Consider the following 18,239-nt stretch of genomic DNA (forward strand, 5'->3'; position numbering starts at 1 on the left):
GGCTTGAATAATGAGGCTAAGTCCGTTATCTTTTCTTTGCTTCTTCGCCTTTGGCTTAAAACAATAACCTGGGTCTCTGCCGAAATGTCACACAGAGGTACGGAGTGGACGAAGAATTTTTAAAACAAAGCAATGGAAGTCACGGAGGCACCGTCAGTGCATGGAGCAGCGGAGGAAGTTTACCAGTTTTATTAGAGACTCTATACCCAAAGCATTTATCTCAGAACTTATCAGGAATCTGCACGCTACACCTCCGTCACTCTTTGTACCGTCGGCACCTCTGTGACATTGCGTTTATCTCCGTCCCCTCCGTGACTCCGTGTGCCTATCATCCAAGCCTTTTTGTTTATCACCCATATTTCTGAAGAACCACAAAAATGACTTCAGAGAAAACTATTCAGTACTTGCATAAAATTAACTACAGAATTACTTGCATACTACACAAAAACGACGTACCTTTGCGAGCATAATCAATAGGTAACGTAAAGAATACATTTCTATATCGCAAAGCAATGATTCTGAAGGGTATTTTAGGAAACACTTTTCTTAATAAGTTTCCATAAAGATGTAACGACAGCTCTGTTTTCTATTATTGTAGGATAGGAAAGAGAAAACAGAATGAGTAAATATGGCTACAAGGAGTAGTCAGGAAGTGTTGGATTAACGCGTTAACTTTTCACTTGTTTTTACGAAAACAAAAAGACCAATTTATGAAGAATTTAATTCAATTGTCTTGTCTTGCAATCATGTTTCTTCTATGTGCGTGTCATTCAAAGAAAGAAACACAAGTAAAACCAGTTTACACTGCAACGACACCACTGGTAGAAAGCATCTCCCTACCACAGTCTTATGTGGCAAACATTGCCTCACAACGCAACATTGAAGTTCACTCTCAGCAAACCGGTATTTTGCAAGATGTGTATGTTAGTGAAGGTCAGTTTGTGAAAGCAGGTCAACCTCTATTCCGCATTGCGATTGTTGGTGCTAACGAAGAGATTGCCAAAGCGAAGGCTGCAGCAGAACAGGCAAGTATCGACTTGCAGAATGTAACAACACTAACGGATAACAAAGTGCTGTCAAATAATGCGAAGCGCATGGCTACGGCTAAGTTGAAAGGAGCAGAAGCCGACTATCAGTTGGCTGTATTACATAAGCGTCTGTCTCTTATCCGTGCGCCTTTCTCAGGCATCTTAGGGCGCATTCCTAACAAAGTTGGAAGTCTGGTAGATTCCAGTGATTTACTTACCAGCTTATCAGATAATAGTAAGGTATTTGCCTATTTCAATATTTCAGAAACAGATTATTTAGATTTCCGCCTCCATCCAGAACGCTTTTCACAAACTCCGTTACAGCTTGTTTTGGCGAATGGCGATGTCTTTCCTGCAAGCGGAAAGATATTAGATATTGGTGGACAGTTTGATAGTTCAACAGGTACGATTGCTGTTCGTGCCGTCTTTAACAATGCTAACAACCTTTTACGCAATGGTCAGACGGGTACGATAAAACTCTTTATACAAAAGAAAAATGCAATATTGATACCACAAGAAGCAGTCTATGAGCTTCAGGATAAGAAGTATGTATTTGTGGTAGACAAGAACAATATTGCCCGCCAACGTGCTATCAAGATTGATGCTGAGTTTACAGGAGCATACGTTGTTTCCTCAGGGTTACAACCTACTGACCGTTATCTTCTTGACGGTATACAGAAAGTAAATGATGGAGACAAAGTTCGTGTGTCTATGGTTTCTCCACAAGCATCAATGAAGTTGGATAAGTTAAACGCTAATTAGGTATGTTTAAGATCTTTATTCGTAGGCCAGTGCTCTCTATTGTAGTGTCATTGGTCATAGCCTTTATTGGAATTCTGTCGCTTTCAAATCTACCTATAACGCAGTTTCCTTCCATCTCTCCTCCTAAGGTAAACGTGATTGCAAATTATCCAGGAGCCAATAATGAATTGTTGGTAAAATCTGTGATCATTCCATTGGAGCAGGCTTTGAATGGTATTCCTGGCATGAAATATATCGAAAGTAATGCGGGAAACGATGGTGAAGCCGAGCTAAATGTCGTCTTCAAGTTGGGAACCGACCCAAATGTTGATGCGGTAAATGTTCAGAACCGTGTGTCATCGGCTACCAATAAATTGCCTGCAGAGGTTATTCGAGAGGGTGTAAAGATATCACGTGAAGAGCCAAACATACTTATGTATATCAATCTTTACAGTGATGACCCAAAGGTTGATCAGGGCTTCCTCTACAACTATTTCGATATCAACATATCACCAGAGTTGTTGCGTGTAGATGGTGTTGGCGACCTTGATATCCTTGGTACACGTAATTATGCAATGCGTGTATGGCTCCATCCAGACAAGATGATAGCCTACGGATTATCAACAGATGACGTCAGTGATGCACTTGAAGATCAGAATATTGAGGTCTCTCCGGGAAAGTTGGGAGAGAGTGGAGGACAATGTCCACAGGTCAAAGAGTATGTCTTAAAGTATCCAGGACGTTACACAACAGAGGATGAATATAAGAATATCATCATCAAGAGCAATAAAGATGGTAATATCGTACGCTTGAAAGACATTGCTGATGTACACTTAGGTAGCGAGGTGTACGATATCTACTCAACCTTCAATGGACGTCCTTCGGCTGCTGTAACCTTGAAACAAGCTTATGGTAGTAATGCTCGTAACGTTATCACTAAGGTGAAGGACGCTATGGCTCATCTGCAGAAAGATATGCCTAAGGGGATGCACTATGAGATTAGCTATGACGTTAGCCGCTTCTTAGATGCAAGTATTGAGAAAGTAATACACACCTTGTTTGAGGCTTTTATCTTAGTAGCAATAGTTGTGTTTATCTTCTTAGGGGATTGGCGTGCTTCTATCATACCGATTATGGCTGTGCCAATATCACTTTTGGGCAGCTTTATTGCAATGATGTTGTTCAACATAACGCTCAATATGATATCCCTCTTTGCCTTAGTCATGGCTATTGGTATTGTGGTGGATGATGCTATTGTGGTGATTGAAGCGGTGAATGTTGAGATCTCTCGCAACAAACTTTCACCTGTTGAAGCTACGGAAAAAGCCATGAAAGAGATCAGTGGAGCGATTATTGCAATCTCTTTAGTTATGGCTTCTGTATTCATTCCTGTAGCCTTTATGGGTGGTCCAGAGGGTATGTTCTATCGTCAGTTCTCAATCACGATGGCGTCAAGTATCCTCTTCTCTGGCTTTGTAGCCCTAACTTTGACCCCTGCATTGTGTGCCCTTATCTTGACAAAGGAGCAGGAGAACCATGTTAAATTAGGGTTTATTGGACGCGTCTTGCAACGCTTTAATGCTAAATTCGATAGTGGTAGCCGTAAGTACGAACGCCTCATACAACATACAGTAAAGAAGAAGTCTTTAACAATAATATTGATATTGGTCTTCTGTGGATTAGCATATTGGATCAATATGGGACTCCCTTCGGGCTTCATTCCACAAGAAGATCAGGGTATGATTTATGCCGTAATAGAGACTCCTCCAGGGGCTACTATCGAACGAACTAACGCTGTTGCACAACAGCTTCTTAAGATAGCAGAGAAAGAAGAGGACGTTGAAAGCGTGTCTTCTTTAGCTGGTTTTGAGATTCTTTCTGAGGGAACAAGTGCCAATTCTGGTAGTTGTTTGATTAACCTCAAAGACTGGAAACATCGCAAACGTACCGCAAAGGAGATTATTAGTGACTTGGAACAAAAATGTGAGAATATCACACAAGCAAACATAGACTTCTTTGAACCGCCATCAATTCCAGGCTATGGAGCTGCCAGTGGATTCGAATTACGTCTCTTAGATAAGACTGGTAAAAACGATTATCATGAGATGGAGCGCGTGAGCAAGGCGTTCGTTAAAGATCTAAACAAGCGTCCCGAGATTGGTAACGCGTTCACTTTCTACTCTGCGAGCTTCCCTCAGTACATGCTTCATGTTGATGACGAGAAAGCTTTACAAAAGGGAGTTAAGCCTGGAAAGGCACTGAACAACTTGTCTATCTTAGTAGGTTCGGATTACCAAACAGGCTTTATTCTGTTCGGAAAACCTTATAAAGTAATTGTACAAGCTGCTCCACAGTATCGTGATTTCCCTAATCATCTATTAAGTCTTTATAGTAAAAATGAAGATGGACAGATGGTTCCATATTCCGACTTTATGTCGCTTTCAAAGACTTATGGTATGAGTGAGATTACTCGTCATAACCTTTACAACTCCTCAGAAGTGACAGGAGCACAGGCACCTGGATACTCAAGTGGACAGGCATTGCAGGCTATTCAAGAGGTTGCACAACGCTCTCTCCCTAAAGGATATGACTATGACTGGGCTGGTATCTCTAAAGACGAAGCAGAACAAGGTAATACGGCTATCGTCATCTTCGTGGTTTGTCTCGTATTTGTCTACCTTATTTTGGCAGCACAATATGAGAATTTCCTACTGCCATTACCTGTGATTATATTCCTACCAGTGGGTATATTTGGAGCATTCCTCTTCTTAAAAGCTTGTGGATTAGAGAACAACATCTATGCGCAGATAGCCTTAGTGATGCTCATCGGTCTGTTAGGAAAGAATGCCGTACTGATGGTAGAGTATGCCGTTCAGCGTAAGAATGCGGGCGAACGGATTTCTCAAGCAGCCATCTCAGCCGCTATTGCACGCTTCCGCCCTATCCTTATGACGAGTATTGCCTTTATAGCAGGTTTGATTCCATTGGTATTTGCTTCAGGTGCTGGTGCTATTGGTAACCGTACCATTGGTACTGCTGCTGTCGGAGGAATGGTCATTGGTACCTTAGGCGGCTTGTTACTCATCCCTGGCCTTTACTATATCTTTGCTGGAATGACAGACAAATTGGTACATTATCAGAAAGATAAACCACTGAGTGAAGAGAAAGATAAACGTTATAAGAAAAAACAACTAAATGAAAGTACTCATGACGACAAAGAGTAAACTATATTATGTTATTACTATTCTTGTAATCCTTATGAGCATTGTTGCCTGCAAAACACCGCAGGCTACAATGCCCAAAGATACGCTTAAGGACTCTTTACCAGCCTTATCCAAGGATAGTAGCGTAACTATATCTCCTGCATGGCGAGAGTTCTTCCAAGACCCAATGCTTCAGACACTGATTGAAACTGCCTTACAAAATAATCAAGATCTTAAGATTACATTGCAGGAACTGGCGATAGCAAGAAGTGCGATTAATGCTAAACAAGCTGCTCTCCTACCTTCTGTTACAGCAAATATTGGTGCGGGAGTTTCTAAAGTTGGCCGCTACACAGCTGAGGGAGCAGGTAATGTTGGTACGGAGATGACTCCTGGGCATAAGATTCCAACTGTTATTCCTGACCTTTCTCCATCACTACAAGTAGACTGGACCATAGATTTATGGAACAAATTAAATAGCGGTAAAAAAGCTGCTGTAGAGCGATATTTGGCTTCTGAAGCTGGACAACGTGCTATCAAAAGTCAGTTAGTGGCAGATGTAGCAGAGAACTATTATCTATTGTTGGCTCTTGATTACAAGTTATCGGTTATGCAACAATATATCTCATTGCAGAAGGATGCAGTGAGAATTGCTCAGATTCAGAAAGAAGCTGATGCTGATACGCAATTAGCTGTCGAGAAGTTCGAGGCTGAATTGGCTAAAGCACAGGCTGATGAGTACCTTCTACGTCAGTCTATCGTTGAGACGGAGAATAATCTAAACCTTCTATTAGGTAGATTTCCTCAAACCATACAACGCACAAAGGTTGACTTCTTACAGCTTCCAATGCCTACAACTGCCCATTCCTTATCTACTCAACTCCTATTACAACGTCCTGATGTTATACAGGCTGAGCACCAGCTAAAGGCTGCGAAATGGGATGTGGAGACTGCACGTAAAGAGTTTCTCCCCTCGTTTAATATCTCTGCGGCTATTGGATTAAATGCTTTTAACCCTAAGTACTTATTCAAACTACCAGAGTCTTTGGCGTTTAATGCCTTAGGTGGACTTACCGCTCCGCTCATCAATAAGAAGGCTATTCAAGCCAACTTCGCTCAGGCTGATGCGTTACAGATAGAGGCTCTTTATAATTACGACAAAACATTGCTTACTGCTTTTATAGAAACAAGTACGCTGCAATCTAAGATTTCTAACATTAAGTTGCTCCAACAATTTAAGCAGAAACAGAATGATGCTTTGGTAAGAGCCGTTTCAGCTGCTCAAAAACTATACCTCAATAACAGAGCTACTTATTTAGAGGTGATAGATAGTGAACGCGGACAGTTAGACTGTAAAATGGAACTTATTGATGCAAAGTCACAACAGCTCTCAACCCTTATAGAAATGTATAGTGCGTTCTTTTAGCACTAAGAAAGACTAAGGATTCAACTTTCTGCAGCTAATAACGATGTTTTATTACGCTGCGGAAGGATTGAATTTTCTTTACAACACTTCTGTATATTTACGCTTAAAAAGGGTAAAAAACAAGCGATAAAATCGACTTTATAAGTCGCTTGCTATCAAGGAGTTGCAAAACAGCACTTTAAAAGGTGCTTAGTAAGACTTCAAAAGGGCGTTACTTGCATTGCAAAAGGGCATCTTTTAGAAGCCAATTGGGCGTTAATTGAAAGCCAAAAGAGCGTCTTTTGATTTTCAGTCTTTGAAGTTTATTTACAAAATAGAGGAGATTAAAGAGGGATACACATCAACTTGTGCATCCCTCTTTTCGTATCATTCCCCAGCTTCCCATCACCTCATAGTCTTTTACTCGTTCAAAAAATGAGAGTGGAAAAGTTAGTGTGGGACTGTTTAATATGAGGAGGTATGAGCGGATTAGTCACTCAAACCGAAGAGTTCTTTATAGCCTGGGTTTTGCGTTAGCTGCTTGTTGAGCGCACGCTGACTGGTAGGAACCATGCTTAAGTAGTAAGTATCTAACCATCCACCATGTGCAAGTGGACTCTCGTAGGTATAGATCCAGCCACTTCTAGCACTGTTGTTCTCAGCAGAAGCCCTACCACTTCTCATGATTTCCTCGTAGTCTACAAACTGACCTGTGTAGGCATTAGCCTTTGGTGCATAGATATTATCAGTAGCTGTTGTCCACAAACCACAAGGCTGACGGTTGACATAATAGGCAGCCTTTGCCCAACGACGGATGTCATAGAAGGCAAAGCCCTCACCGAACAACTCAATCTGACGCTCACGGCGAATCTCCCACAAGACTGGGTTTACATTGTAGTTACCAAACTTTCCGCCCTTACCAGTCCACCAAGGAGCATTGCCCTTATCGCGATTTGGGTCGAAACTGTCGTTGATATCAGCTACTGTCATGTGTGCAACACCTGCACGATCGCGCAGTTTGTTGATAGTCTTATCAGCCACAGCTTGGTCGAACTGCTGTAACTCCCATGCAGCCTCAGCATAGTTCAACAACACCTCTTCAATCTTAAAGATTGGTTTGTCAGCTGTACAGAAAGCCGATGAACCGGTTGAGAACTCCCACATATCATAGTTCTTCCAGAAGTAGTAACCCGTACGACAACGCATATATGGCACACGAGAGTCGGTCGTGAGGTTAGGACTCACTGGTGTAAGCGCAGCGCCCCAGTTCTGTCCAGGACATCTCTTCATGCCCTCACCGCCGTAAGAACCACCACGCAAGCACTTCTCGTTAGCGCCCATATAGTCGATGTAGTAACGATACTTGGCAGCCTCATCAGCTGTAACGACGTGTCCTTGGTTGTTATCACCCGCCTTCAAGAACTTCCAACTCTTGAAGGTGTTTACGTTATCAACCGCCCCTTTATGAGGAGCAACAACGTAAGGAGGCTGGATATTCTGGTAAAGACGAGGGTCACGATCTGCGAAAGTACCCCACATATCCTTGCCCTTGCCACCTTGATAGCCTGACGCTGTATTGCCAATAGGCAAACCATTCTTCATCAAGAACATATCCACCGTGTACTGAGGTACATCGGCAGAGTTGGCAGCAATGTGTTCAAAGTCGTTATAACGATTTATCAAGACATTGTTAACAAACTCCTTATAGAAGATAATTCCCGGCTTACCCTTTAGGCTCTCTGTGGTCCACATCTCGCCATATCCGGTAGCAGGTTGGTTTTGCTTGTCCTCGCCCTTATAGAGGGTTGGATAAGCATCCATCAGTTCCTGCGAAACCGTTAGACACTTCCGTAGATAGGTTTCATAAGGTTCGTTGAGTCCATGATACTTCGCCTATGTACCTTCGCGGAGCAAGAAACGAGACAAAGCTGCCTTAACAACATTTGCATTCACCGTGTTATCGCCATCGTTAAAGTTGCCAATGTTTGCCGCAGCATACTCTAATCTTGCCACGATACTATCAGCTACTTCAGCACGTGGGGTACGTGGTCCGTAGCTTTCTGGCGAACTCTCGTCAAGCACTTTGTTCACCCAAGGCACATCACCAAAGCGGTCGATGAGTTCCATATACCAGTAAGCTGAGAAGAAATAAGCTACCGAACGCCAATGAGCAGCCTGTGCCTCTGTGAGCGCACCATCATTGAGATGGCTCAACATAATGTTCACTCGACGGATATAAGAGAAGTCCCAACCTCCACCATCAGCTGTTGCTGTAATGGTTTGATAGGCATATGGGTTGCGAGAGTTATCACGATGGGTCACCAATCCACCATACCAATCGCCATAGAATTGCGCATTCATATAGCTGTTGTTGATACTGGTATGAATGGTAGTGTTCGTGAACATCTCGTAACAAGGGTTCATAAATGCCTTGAAGTTATCGTATTCCTTAAACGCATTCTCCTCAGTGAGGTCGGTCAAAGGGTATTTCTCAAGAAAATTATCATTGCATGCCGTTAGCGTTGTTGCTGCAACACAGATGGCTGTTAATATCTTTTTCATAACTACTTATTATGATTAGAATGTGATACTTGCACCTAAAGAGATAGTGCGGTAATATGGATAGCCCCATGAAATGCCATTGCTCAAGGCGTTAGCGGTTGATGATGGTGCTGTACCTTCTAGGTCATAGCCCTTTGGAAGACTACTGAATGTAGCGAGGTTTTCGATACTTAGATAGAACTTAGCATCTTGTATGAAAGCTCTTCTTACCCATTCTTTAGGCAGGGTATAGGCAAGTGTGATATTCTTTATACGCATATAGGCTGCATTCTGCAGATACTTGTCGCTTACACGAGTGTTAGAACCCACATTGTTACCTTGATCATAAATACGGAACAGCTTACTATCTGGATTTACAGGAACCATATAATCGCTGCTTGATGGGTCGTAACTCTTAGCTCTCCAATAGTCGGTTTGGTTCGCATAGAGTGCTTGGAACACTGCATCTCCTGCCCCTGCACCACCGAATGGGAACATAGCTGGACCGCCAAGCCAGTAGTCTCGCTTGCCAACACCTTGTAAAAGTACTTCCAAACTCCATCCCTTATAAGAAGCACCGAGGCTAATACCGAACTGATAACGTGCTGCATCATTACCAATTATCTTACGGTCACCAGGGTTATCTACGGTATTATCGCCTGCATTGATTACACCATCAGTACGCAAGTCTTTGAACTTCACGTCACCAGGTTGTGGATTATAACCATTGATTTTTACTACACCTTCTTTCAAAGTCCAAGTCTTATGCTTTGCATCATCTGCATTGAAGTCGTTGATGGTGTAGTATCCATCCGTTTCATAACCCCATATCTCACCGATTTTTCTGCCTACATAATAGTCCGAAAGCAGGCGAGACTCGTTATTAAACTTCGTGATTTCTGCCTGACTATCATAGATATTAAAGCCTACATGATAGCCGAAGTCACCAATCTTATCGCGCCATGTGACGTTAAGTTCCCATCCTCTATTCTTCATGTCAGCCACGTTCTGCAGCGGAGCGGCTGTACCTACAACCTTAGGAATCTCTATACCAGCTGCCAACATACCCGTTGTACGACGGTCGAACCAGTCGAATGTAGCGGTAAGGCGATTCTTAAAAGCATAGAGATCGAAGCCAATATTAAGCGTAGTAACCTTCTCCCAAGTGAAGTTGCGGCTTACCAAGCCCGGAGAAGTGATGTAAGTGGTCTTTCCTTCAGCATCCAAGATGTAAGTACCATTGCTATGTAGGCTCATTACTGGTGAGAACTGATAAGGACTGATACGCTGATTACCAACCGAACCATAGGATGCACGCACCTTAAAGTCATCCAACCAGCTACGTGACCAGTTCATAAACGACTCCTGACCTAAACGCCATCCCACACTCACTGATGGGAAGAAGCCGAAGCGATGACTCTTAGGGAACTTAGAAGAACCGTCATAACGACCGTTTAACTCAAGTAAATAGCGGTCCATGAAAGTGTAATTCAGACGTGCAAAACCACTACGAATAGAATACTCAGAGTACTTATCATCAATGGTCTTCTCACCTGTTCCGCCTGCAAATGATGGTACGGTAGGAACTGCCTGAGCAAGTACATTACCATAGAAATAGCGATAGAACGACTTTTCTTGGTTGAAACCAGCCATTGCCTTGAATGAATGTGCACCCCAAGAATGGTCGTAATTCGTAAAGATATTCAACGCATTATACTTTGTTGTAGCGTCATACATACGATAGAAGTCCTGCCCTTTCTCGGTTGAATACTTAGCAGCCAACTGCACATCAGCAAATCTAAATCTGTTAGAATAGAACTGATAGTGCTCATCAGTGCGGTTATAGGTGTATTCACCAGTAACAGTCCAACCCGGCAACAGCTTAAAGATAGAGCGCAAAGAGATGCGTGGAACAGACTGCTCACTAAAAGCAGAAGGTGCATTGGTCAACATATTCAGAGGAGTCTGCGATGGTAAATCATCTGAAATACCAAGGATATCACCCGGAATGAGCCCTTCTGGGTAATAATTAATCAAACGAGTTGAATAGAAACCACTCATGTTTCCAACGTTCTCAGGCGACTGTCGCACTGAATTGGTATAGGTAAGGGTTGCCTCTTGCGTAAACCATTTCTGCAAATCAGCTGACACAAAGCCGCTGATTGTCTTACGTCTAAACATATCTTTATCCGTAACCAATGGTCCATTCTCACGGCTCAAGCTTCCTGAAACACGATAACGTATCTTGTCAGTTCCGCCAGAGATGGTCAGATTATGGTTGGTTATCGAACCTGTGGTAAGGATGTTCTTAGCCAAATTCTTCTCTGACAACCAGTAAACACGGCCATCAGTGTCCTTGAAGATACCATCGCCTACAGTTGCAACAGAAGAAGGATCAGTCTGATACTTCTGCAAATAGTCGCGCCACTTGCTCACGTCACCATTACCAGCCCAATAAGAATTAGAGTAACCAGCCTCAAGATAAGCATCCAAATACTGCATCAAAGAAGCCTGCTCCAAATGGTTGAGCGACTGTTCCCATCCTAAACTAAAGTTGTAGTTAGCTGTAAAACGGGCGTCATTCTTCGGATGTTTCAGTGTTACCAATATCACACCGCCTGCTGCACGCGCACCGTAAATAGCCGAACTGGCAGCATCTTTCAATACCGTTACACTCTCGATATCTTCAGGGTTCAGCGTACTCAGGTCGCCTTCTACGTTGTCAATCAAGACTAACGGACCACCTCCATTGATAGAAAGCGTACCACGCACGTTCAAAGACTTTGAATAACCGGGTCCTGATCCACCACCAATGGTAAGTCCTGGCATAGCTCCCTGCAATGCTGCTGCAGCATTCACCACAGGTCTATCACCCAAGACGTCGCTCATCTTCACTTGAGAAACGGAGCCAGTGAGGTTGGCTTTCTTTTGTAATCCATAACCAACCACCACCACTTCGTCAATGGCTTTGACATTACTTTTCAGTGTTACAGCCATATTAGCAGCTGCTTTCAGCTCTGACTCGTCAAAACCAACGTAACGGAAAACCAACGTAACGCCAGCTGGCACCTGTATAGAGAACTGTCCGTCGAGGTCCGTAACCGTTCCGTTTGACGTTCCTTTCTGCATAACAGTTGCCCCGACGAGCGGTTCGCCTTGGCTGTCTTTTACAGAACCTGTGATTGTTGTTAACGTTTGCGCATCCACACACAGTGGGACAAGCAACAGCATGATGAGCAAAAGCCTGCCCATCGCTTTCATAGTTCGATGTAGATAAATGTTCATTTGTATAAATTTAGGTAAATTGTTTTCAGTTATCTATAGCTTCATTTTAGGTTGGCTATTCGCCATTATGTGCGTTCATATCGCCATCTCTGCGCCATGTCACACACATAGTAGTATGCCTTTTCAGGCGTAACCCTACTTCTATTTAGTCGACTGCAATAACGTTCAAACTATTCCTTTACTTGTTGTGCGTTTAGGTTTATTCTTGCTTGCAGCGGGGTTAGTAATTGTTTAGGGTTGTAAAGATATATAATTACATCAAATAAAAGGGGTATGCTTAACAATTATTAAGCATTTCAAGCCCTGCACTTCATTATATCTTACAAATGTTGTAGTGTTTTTATGGCATTATATTAGGCATAAGTTGTTTTCAGACAGAGAATATATTGCAAGAGATTTGGTACTCCGCACCATTGGTGCTAAGTATCCACACGACACGTGCTAAGCATCCGCACCATATGTGCGGAGCATCAACACATCAATAGAAAAGAGTAAGAGCAAGGATTAATCACCTATTATTAGATACGAATGGCAGGGGTTTGTGGGAGTTATTGACCAATCAATATTATTTTATTGTAGCCCTCTTCCTGCACTGACTACCCTACCCTGCTTGTCGGTCTTGATAGTAAGGGGACAAGTTCTGCAGCAACCTGACATGCGGTAAACGGCATAGGAGGTGTTGGGTCGTAAGGGGAGGCGACGAAGAGATAAGGTGTCGCCATGTGAAACGACATTACAACAAGTGGGTAGATTGTTGATTTCAAGGACAGATGGGTTGTAACTATCATACCAAAAGGCGTGTACATTCTTATTATAAATGACAGCGAACTCATCTGATGCAGCTTCACCGCTAATGTATAAGCTACCACCACAGACACAACCTTGCTTCACAACGAAGGCTTGTTTATCTATGTCGAAAGCAAGACCTTCGCCATCAGAACAGCCATGTAGGAATACTAAGATAAATTCTATCATCAACGTTGAGAGGAATACTGTGATTAAAAGTGTTTTATTCCTCGTTTTCAATACTCCTTTTTTCATGATCAGAAGCTTTGTTTGTAGTAAGAATCTTATAAACAAAAGAGTCAATGTAAACTGCAGTGTGCTTACATTGACTTATCATTAGAGGGTATCAATATTCCGTTTTATCAGCCTTTGCTGTCCATTGCTTAAAGACTTCTAAGGCTTCATTACGCAAAAGGATTTCTGATGGCTTCTTACGATATTGCGGTTGTACGGCTATCTCCTGATAGATGAAATCATCATCAAAACCAATGTCGGCAGCATCTTTGCGGTCGTTGGCATAGTAGATTTTATCGAGGTGAGCCCAATAGATAGCACCAAAGCACATCGGACAGGGTTCGCAAGAGGTATAGATTTCGCAACCACTGAGGTCAAAGGTATTCAATTTCTGACACGCTTTGCGGATTGTAGAGACCTCTGCGTGCGCTGTAGGGTCGTTGTAAATGGTCACACCATTGCTCCCTTCTGCAATGATTTCGCCATTGCGGGCAATGACAGCACCAAATGGGCCGCCCCCATTACGTACACTATCAGCAGAGAGTTCGATAGCTCTTCGCATCAATTCTTCTTTCGTCATTTCAGTTGTATTTTGTTAGTTCTTTTCGTCTTGTTCACGTATCTGTTTGTAGATGCGGTCAAACACCTTTCGCAACTCCGCCTCACTGTCAATCGTCTTACGGATTGTTTCAAGATTCTTGGCATTTGGTGAGCCGGGAATCCATAGTTTCAGATAGCCAGAACGACCATACTTCTCCTTCATGTGATCGCGGAAACGCTGCCACATTTGCTCATCATTCTTCTCTGGATAGTTCTCAATACCATAGAGAATGGCACGTGAGAAGACGACTTCTGGCTCAAGGTCACGATCAGCCTCAGCAACAATCTTGCCGTAGATGCTACGTGGTACGCGTGAACTACTTGCCCGATGGTCTTCGACAGCCTCCTTCATAATCTTCAACTGTTCGGTAGAGAACCATTTTCTCAATCGTGCGTCAGCAATGAGAATCTTACCACTCGTGATATGATGAATGGCTCTTGGGCCCGCCATACCAAGGTCGTGATAGGCGGCAATGACATATACCATATTCACATCGGCACCCGTTACGGCTGCCAAAGCAAGCGAACTCTTAATGACACGCTGCACGTGTCCGAGTCCATGGCTCTTTCCAAAGTCATTATAGCGTGGGAGTATCTGTCGCTCCACAAAGTTCATTAGTTCGAGGTTGGGCTGGGACATAGGGGTTGGGTGAGGGGTGTTGGATGTTGGGTGATGATGAAATGAGGGATTAGGTGAGGAAATTTAAAAGCGGGTTTATAAACCAACTAATGCAATCGTGGTTGCTATACCATAGATTAGCATGTTCCGAGCGGTTTGCGCCAAGATGATATTTAGTTCCTTACCTTTCTTTATTAGCTTCATTTGCATAGCTGTCTTGTAATGCAAGATACCATAAGGTATGAAGATAATAAACACGAAGATAAAGGGTAGGAGATTGTCTCTCTCTCCTGAAAAGAGAAGAAGAAGCATCTGAAGATAGGTCATAAGACCTAATACTAAGTACAGCTTTTCAGCCTTTTTCTCACCTATTCTCACAATGAGGGTTATCTTTCCGTCACGTTTATCATTCTCTCTATCACGGTAGTTATTGACAACAAGCAGGGTATCTATCACCAAACCGCAGATAATTCCCGACATAATAACCTCAAAGCACAGGGCTTGAGAATGGTCAGGAAGGATGACATAGGTGGTGAAAACGACAGGTACAATACCAAAAAACACCAGTACCAAGACATCGCCTAAGCCGAGATAAGAGAAGTAAGTGGTGTAGAGAAAGGCAAAGAGAACGCAGGCTACACCAACAAGTATCATTTCCCAACCACCATAGAAGATGAGGGGAATACCAACAAGAGAAGCTAATAACGAAGTGATAACAAGTCCTATACGCATGGCAGGGAGGGTTATCCAGCCTTCAGAACAAGCCCGCTTCGGACCTAAACGAGTGGTACGATCATCGTTGCCTTTCAAACAATCGAAGTAGTCATTGATGAAGTTGGAGTCTATCTGCATCAGAAAGGCAAAAAGAAAACAAAGAATGGCAGGGATAACTCGAAAGTTCTCCCCGCCACTTAGCTTCCACGCCCAAGCAGTTCCTATCATTACGGGAACCATTGCACCTGTGAGCGTCTTCGGACGCGCAGCAAGTACCCATGCAGAAAGACTGTTGGTCTTTATCTTGTCATTCTCTGAAATCATGTATTCGTATGTCTAAACGATTAGTTAAAGAAGTTCCAGCTGATACCAAACTGCAATAAGCGCTGGTTCAATGGGTAGTGAGGCGTATAGAAATACTTACCCCCATCAGCACTGTTTACATGCGTGAACATTACATAGAAGCGAGTATGCTGTAACTGGAAGTTAGCATAAGCATTCAAAAGTGGATAGTTACCAATCTTTGTACGGCTCGCATCGGTCTCTTGTATACCAAAAGCACCGATTCCAGGTATGTACTCTGGCGCATAATAACTTGTGAAGTAACGACCGTCAACACCAAGGTCAACATCCAACACACGTGCTATCTTGAATCGTATAAACAGATTACTATAAGCGTTGAATGTCGGTACTGGGAGTATATCTTCCTTACTTGATTTCTGGAAAGTCAGCACATTTTGCCAGTTGAAAATACCCAAACGGAAGTCTTGTTGTAGCTGTAAAGTCAGCAAGTTGATAGGACTGCTGGACTGACGAACATTCAAGTTGTTATGCTGTACGAGGTAGTTATCACCGCTTTGGATGCGGTCGTTTTGTATACCAAAGTAGGTATAGTTCTTAAGAACATCATAACCAACGCGCAACTTGGTGCGTGTCTTCTTCAAAGAGAACTCACCCAAGATGCGAGAATGTATCTCTTGATTGAGGTTATTGTCCCACATATAATGCTTACCATAGTACTGACCCATATAGAAGGATGGAGCAGAACGGTGGAAGAAAGCTGTTGCAGCGAGTTGAACTGTGTCACCCAAAAGAGGGAAACCGAGGTCAGCATGACCATCAACATGAACCTGCCCTGCCCTACTTCCAGCCAACCAAGCCTCAGCACTAACATCATAATGGAACGTCTTACCCTGTGTCTTCAACAGCTGACCACCGACAGAAATGTCATGTTGGTTCCATGTCTTATCCCCGTTATAGAATGCTACCGCAGAGCCGCTTGGCGTTATCATTGAAGGAAGGGCATAATGTCGCAACTCATAGGAAAGGAAAGCTTTCAGTCCAGCCTTCGCCCATTTGTTGAATCCCTCAAGCAAAGCGACCGCAAAGGTATTCTTCAATGACCAATGCTTTGTCGTATCAAAAATCGAATCATTGGCTGCAGTACCATAGTTAAAGAAGTTCTGTGCATAGAAATCAGTCGGAGTATCGTATGCTTGATAAATACGACGGTAATTATCGAAACGTACTGTATGAATGAAACTCGTCACAGGGACATACTCTTCCTTCATCCATTTCTGAGTGGAATCCTTAGCCAAAGCATCCTGTTTCTTGAGGTTTGCCATCTGAGTAGAGTCCTCCAAGTTGACCGTCATACGCTCATTGCCATTCGCATTCTCCGCTGTTGTCTTCACTTGTGACGCATCACCAGCGATGACAGCATCGTCAGGTCGACCTGCAGAACGCTTCTCCTTATCGTAAGCTTCCTCATCAAACTTCTCGCCCTTTGCCTTTGCACGGCGACGAGCCTTCTCTTTATCCTGCTGTGCTTCTTGTGCTTTCTGAGATTTAAGAGCAAACTGCTTTGCCTTAATCTCCTCTTCCGTCATCGGCACTTTACGGAAGAAACCGAGGCTATAACGGTGATTGAAAAACACATGTTGATTATCATTTCTATTCCAATTCTTCTTTAATATGGTTGGAATCTCTTCTTCACTATAACTATCGCGGAACGATTCTGGGTGCGTGATATAGGCATCATTGGCAATACCACCATTCTCAGCGACCTTCTGATGATTCAAAGAAAGGAGCAAATGTGCCTGATAGCGTTCACCTAAATAGCTTCCCCACATTGAATAGTTGAAGTGAGAAGCACTCTGATTGCTATAATATCCACGTCCGTATAGGTAATCAAACTTAAAACCGAAGCCCCACTCCTTACCCGCATTCACCGCAAAGATTGCCTTAAATCGGTCTTCTCCGTTGTTTCTGTTACCAGCGGTATTATAAGAGAGAACCGTGATTGGCGAAAGGGTTGAGGTAAACTGGAAGTTGTTTGGCTGTACGATAAACATATCATACGGGTCGAGGAAGAAAAATTCTGACGTGGCAGGACGATCAATAAAGATACGATTCTGACGTGGAGAACCCAAGTTTCCTAAGGTGTTATACTCCCCTCGCTTGCCGTAAGTGAGGTTAGAATTCATATACATATACGACAGCGTATCGGGAACAGCAGCTTTGCGGTCACCGAAACGTTCATCAATCGTCCACACCTTCAAGCCACGTGGTATCTCCTTGTGCTCACTTTGTATAGAATCAGAACGTCCTATGTTACGATTGTTTCTATAACCATCAGCCGTAAAAGTACCATCATCATACGGAGTGGTGGCGTCTGTCTGTGCCATAGCAGCATTAGCCACTAACACAAAAAGGGAAAATAAGATAGTAAGTTTCTTCATTTAACGAATAAAACGGAGTACGCTTTCGACCATCTTAAAGACCATCGAAACAAGAATAATAATTGTACCAGTCGTAGTGTTATCGGTTAAGAAATAGACAATCACACCAACAAGCGCACCTAACATAAAGATAATGTTAAGCCATTGGCGGATAGGAAGAAACCTATCTTCTGTCTCACGTTTATGACGACGACGTTCTGGACGACGTGCCGTACTATTCTGTAGTTCCATTTTCTATTCTTTATTGTGTTAAAATATTTGCCAGCAGCTTTGATATAACGCTTTATTCAGCGCATTAGAATAGGCAAAGAACAAACGTACATAAGGTCGTTATCCCTACCC

The 18,239-nt window shown here is 43.1% G+C and carries 10 protein-coding genes and 1 pseudogene; 3 read left to right on the forward strand and 8 right to left on the reverse strand.

What is annotated here, in order from left to right:
• Nucleotides 1-710 precede the first annotated feature (710 nt).
• Genes FIU21_RS02330 through FIU21_RS02340 form a run of 3 tightly spaced genes read left to right on the forward strand, consistent with a single transcriptional unit; the run spans nt 711 to nt 6,398 of the window.
• Nucleotides 711-1,790, forward strand: coding sequence for an efflux RND transporter periplasmic adaptor subunit (locus FIU21_RS02330; protein ID WP_004361501.1), 1,080 nt, complete (start codon nt 711-713; stop codon nt 1,788-1,790).
• A 2-nt stretch (nt 1,791-1,792) separates the two neighbouring features.
• A complete protein-coding gene (locus FIU21_RS02335) occupies nt 1,793-4,993 on the forward strand; it encodes an efflux RND transporter permease subunit (protein ID WP_004361502.1) in 3,201 nt (1,066 codons plus the stop codon).
• The gene (locus tag FIU21_RS02340) at nt 4,977-6,398 is read left to right on the forward strand and encodes a TolC family protein (protein ID WP_036886924.1); all 1,422 of its coding nucleotides are present in this window, start codon (nt 4,977-4,979) and stop codon (nt 6,396-6,398) included. The genes FIU21_RS02335 and FIU21_RS02340 overlap by 17 nt, the downstream gene beginning before the upstream one ends.
• A gap of 468 nt (nt 6,399-6,866) precedes the next feature.
• Here the strand turns inward: FIU21_RS02340 and FIU21_RS02345 are convergent.
• The 8 genes and pseudogenes from FIU21_RS02345 to FIU21_RS02380 all read right to left on the reverse strand — a co-directional run bounded on the left by FIU21_RS02345 (nt 6,867) and on the right by FIU21_RS02380 (nt 18,128).
• A pseudogene (locus tag FIU21_RS02345) lies at nt 6,867-8,939 on the reverse strand (RagB/SusD family nutrient uptake outer membrane protein).
• A 15-nt stretch (nt 8,940-8,954) separates the two neighbouring features.
• The gene (locus FIU21_RS02350; RefSeq protein WP_004361505.1) at nt 8,955-12,203 is read right to left on the reverse strand and encodes a SusC/RagA family TonB-linked outer membrane protein; all 3,249 of its coding nucleotides are present in this window, start codon (nt 12,201-12,203) and stop codon (nt 8,955-8,957) included.
• A 570-nt stretch (nt 12,204-12,773) separates the two neighbouring features.
• The gene (locus FIU21_RS02355) at nt 12,774-13,244 is read right to left on the reverse strand and encodes a hypothetical protein (RefSeq protein ID WP_004361506.1); all 471 of its coding nucleotides are present in this window, start codon (nt 13,242-13,244) and stop codon (nt 12,774-12,776) included.
• A 91-nt stretch (nt 13,245-13,335) separates the two neighbouring features.
• Complete coding sequence (locus tag FIU21_RS02360) at nt 13,336-13,803, reverse strand: nucleoside deaminase (RefSeq protein ID WP_004361507.1); 468 nt, start codon at nt 13,801-13,803, stop codon at nt 13,336-13,338.
• A 15-nt stretch (nt 13,804-13,818) separates the two neighbouring features.
• Entirely contained in the window at nt 13,819-14,463 is a 645-nt protein-coding gene (locus FIU21_RS02365) for an HD domain-containing protein (RefSeq protein WP_004361508.1), read from the reverse strand.
• A 75-nt stretch (nt 14,464-14,538) separates the two neighbouring features.
• The gene (gene menA / locus FIU21_RS02370; RefSeq protein WP_004361509.1) at nt 14,539-15,480 is read right to left on the reverse strand and encodes a 1,4-dihydroxy-2-naphthoate octaprenyltransferase; all 942 of its coding nucleotides are present in this window, start codon (nt 15,478-15,480) and stop codon (nt 14,539-14,541) included.
• 20 nt (nt 15,481-15,500) lie between these two features.
• On the reverse strand, nt 15,501-17,897 hold the full coding sequence (locus FIU21_RS02375) for a putative porin (protein ID WP_004361510.1): 2,397 nt from the start codon (nt 17,895-17,897) through the stop codon (nt 15,501-15,503).
• Entirely contained in the window at nt 17,898-18,128 is a 231-nt protein-coding gene (locus FIU21_RS02380; RefSeq protein WP_004361511.1) for a hypothetical protein, read from the reverse strand.
• Nucleotides 18,129-18,239 lie beyond the last annotated feature (111 nt).

This window comes from Prevotella melaninogenica, from assembly GCF_013267595.1.
Lineage (GTDB): Bacteria > Bacteroidota > Bacteroidia > Bacteroidales > Bacteroidaceae > Prevotella > Prevotella melaninogenica_D.

Excerpts from the sequence above, each read along its gene's own strand:
- FIU21_RS02330 (WP_004361501.1), top strand. The coding sequence starts at position 711 with ATGAAGAATTTAATTCAATTGTCTTGTCTTGCAATCATGTTTCTTCTA.
- FIU21_RS02335 (WP_004361502.1), top strand. The coding sequence starts at position 1,793 with ATGTTTAAGATCTTTATTCGTAGGCCAGTGCTCTCTATTGTAGTGTCA.
- menA (WP_004361509.1), bottom strand. The coding sequence starts at position 15,480 with ATGATTTCAGAGAATGACAAGATAAAGACCAACAGTCTTTCTGCATGG.
- FIU21_RS02360 (WP_004361507.1), bottom strand. The coding sequence starts at position 13,803 with ATGACGAAAGAAGAATTGATGCGAAGAGCTATCGAACTCTCTGCTGAT.
- FIU21_RS02340 (WP_036886924.1), top strand. The coding sequence starts at position 4,977 with ATGACGACAAAGAGTAAACTATATTATGTTATTACTATTCTTGTAATC.
- FIU21_RS02375 (WP_004361510.1), bottom strand. The coding sequence starts at position 17,897 with ATGAAGAAACTTACTATCTTATTTTCCCTTTTTGTGTTAGTGGCTAAT.
- FIU21_RS02380 (WP_004361511.1), bottom strand. The coding sequence starts at position 18,128 with ATGGAACTACAGAATAGTACGGCACGTCGTCCAGAACGTCGTCGTCAT.
- FIU21_RS02350 (WP_004361505.1), bottom strand. The coding sequence starts at position 12,203 with ATGAACATTTATCTACATCGAACTATGAAAGCGATGGGCAGGCTTTTG.
- FIU21_RS02355 (WP_004361506.1), bottom strand. The coding sequence starts at position 13,244 with ATGAAAAAAGGAGTATTGAAAACGAGGAATAAAACACTTTTAATCACA.
- FIU21_RS02365 (WP_004361508.1), bottom strand. The coding sequence starts at position 14,463 with ATGTCCCAGCCCAACCTCGAACTAATGAACTTTGTGGAGCGACAGATA.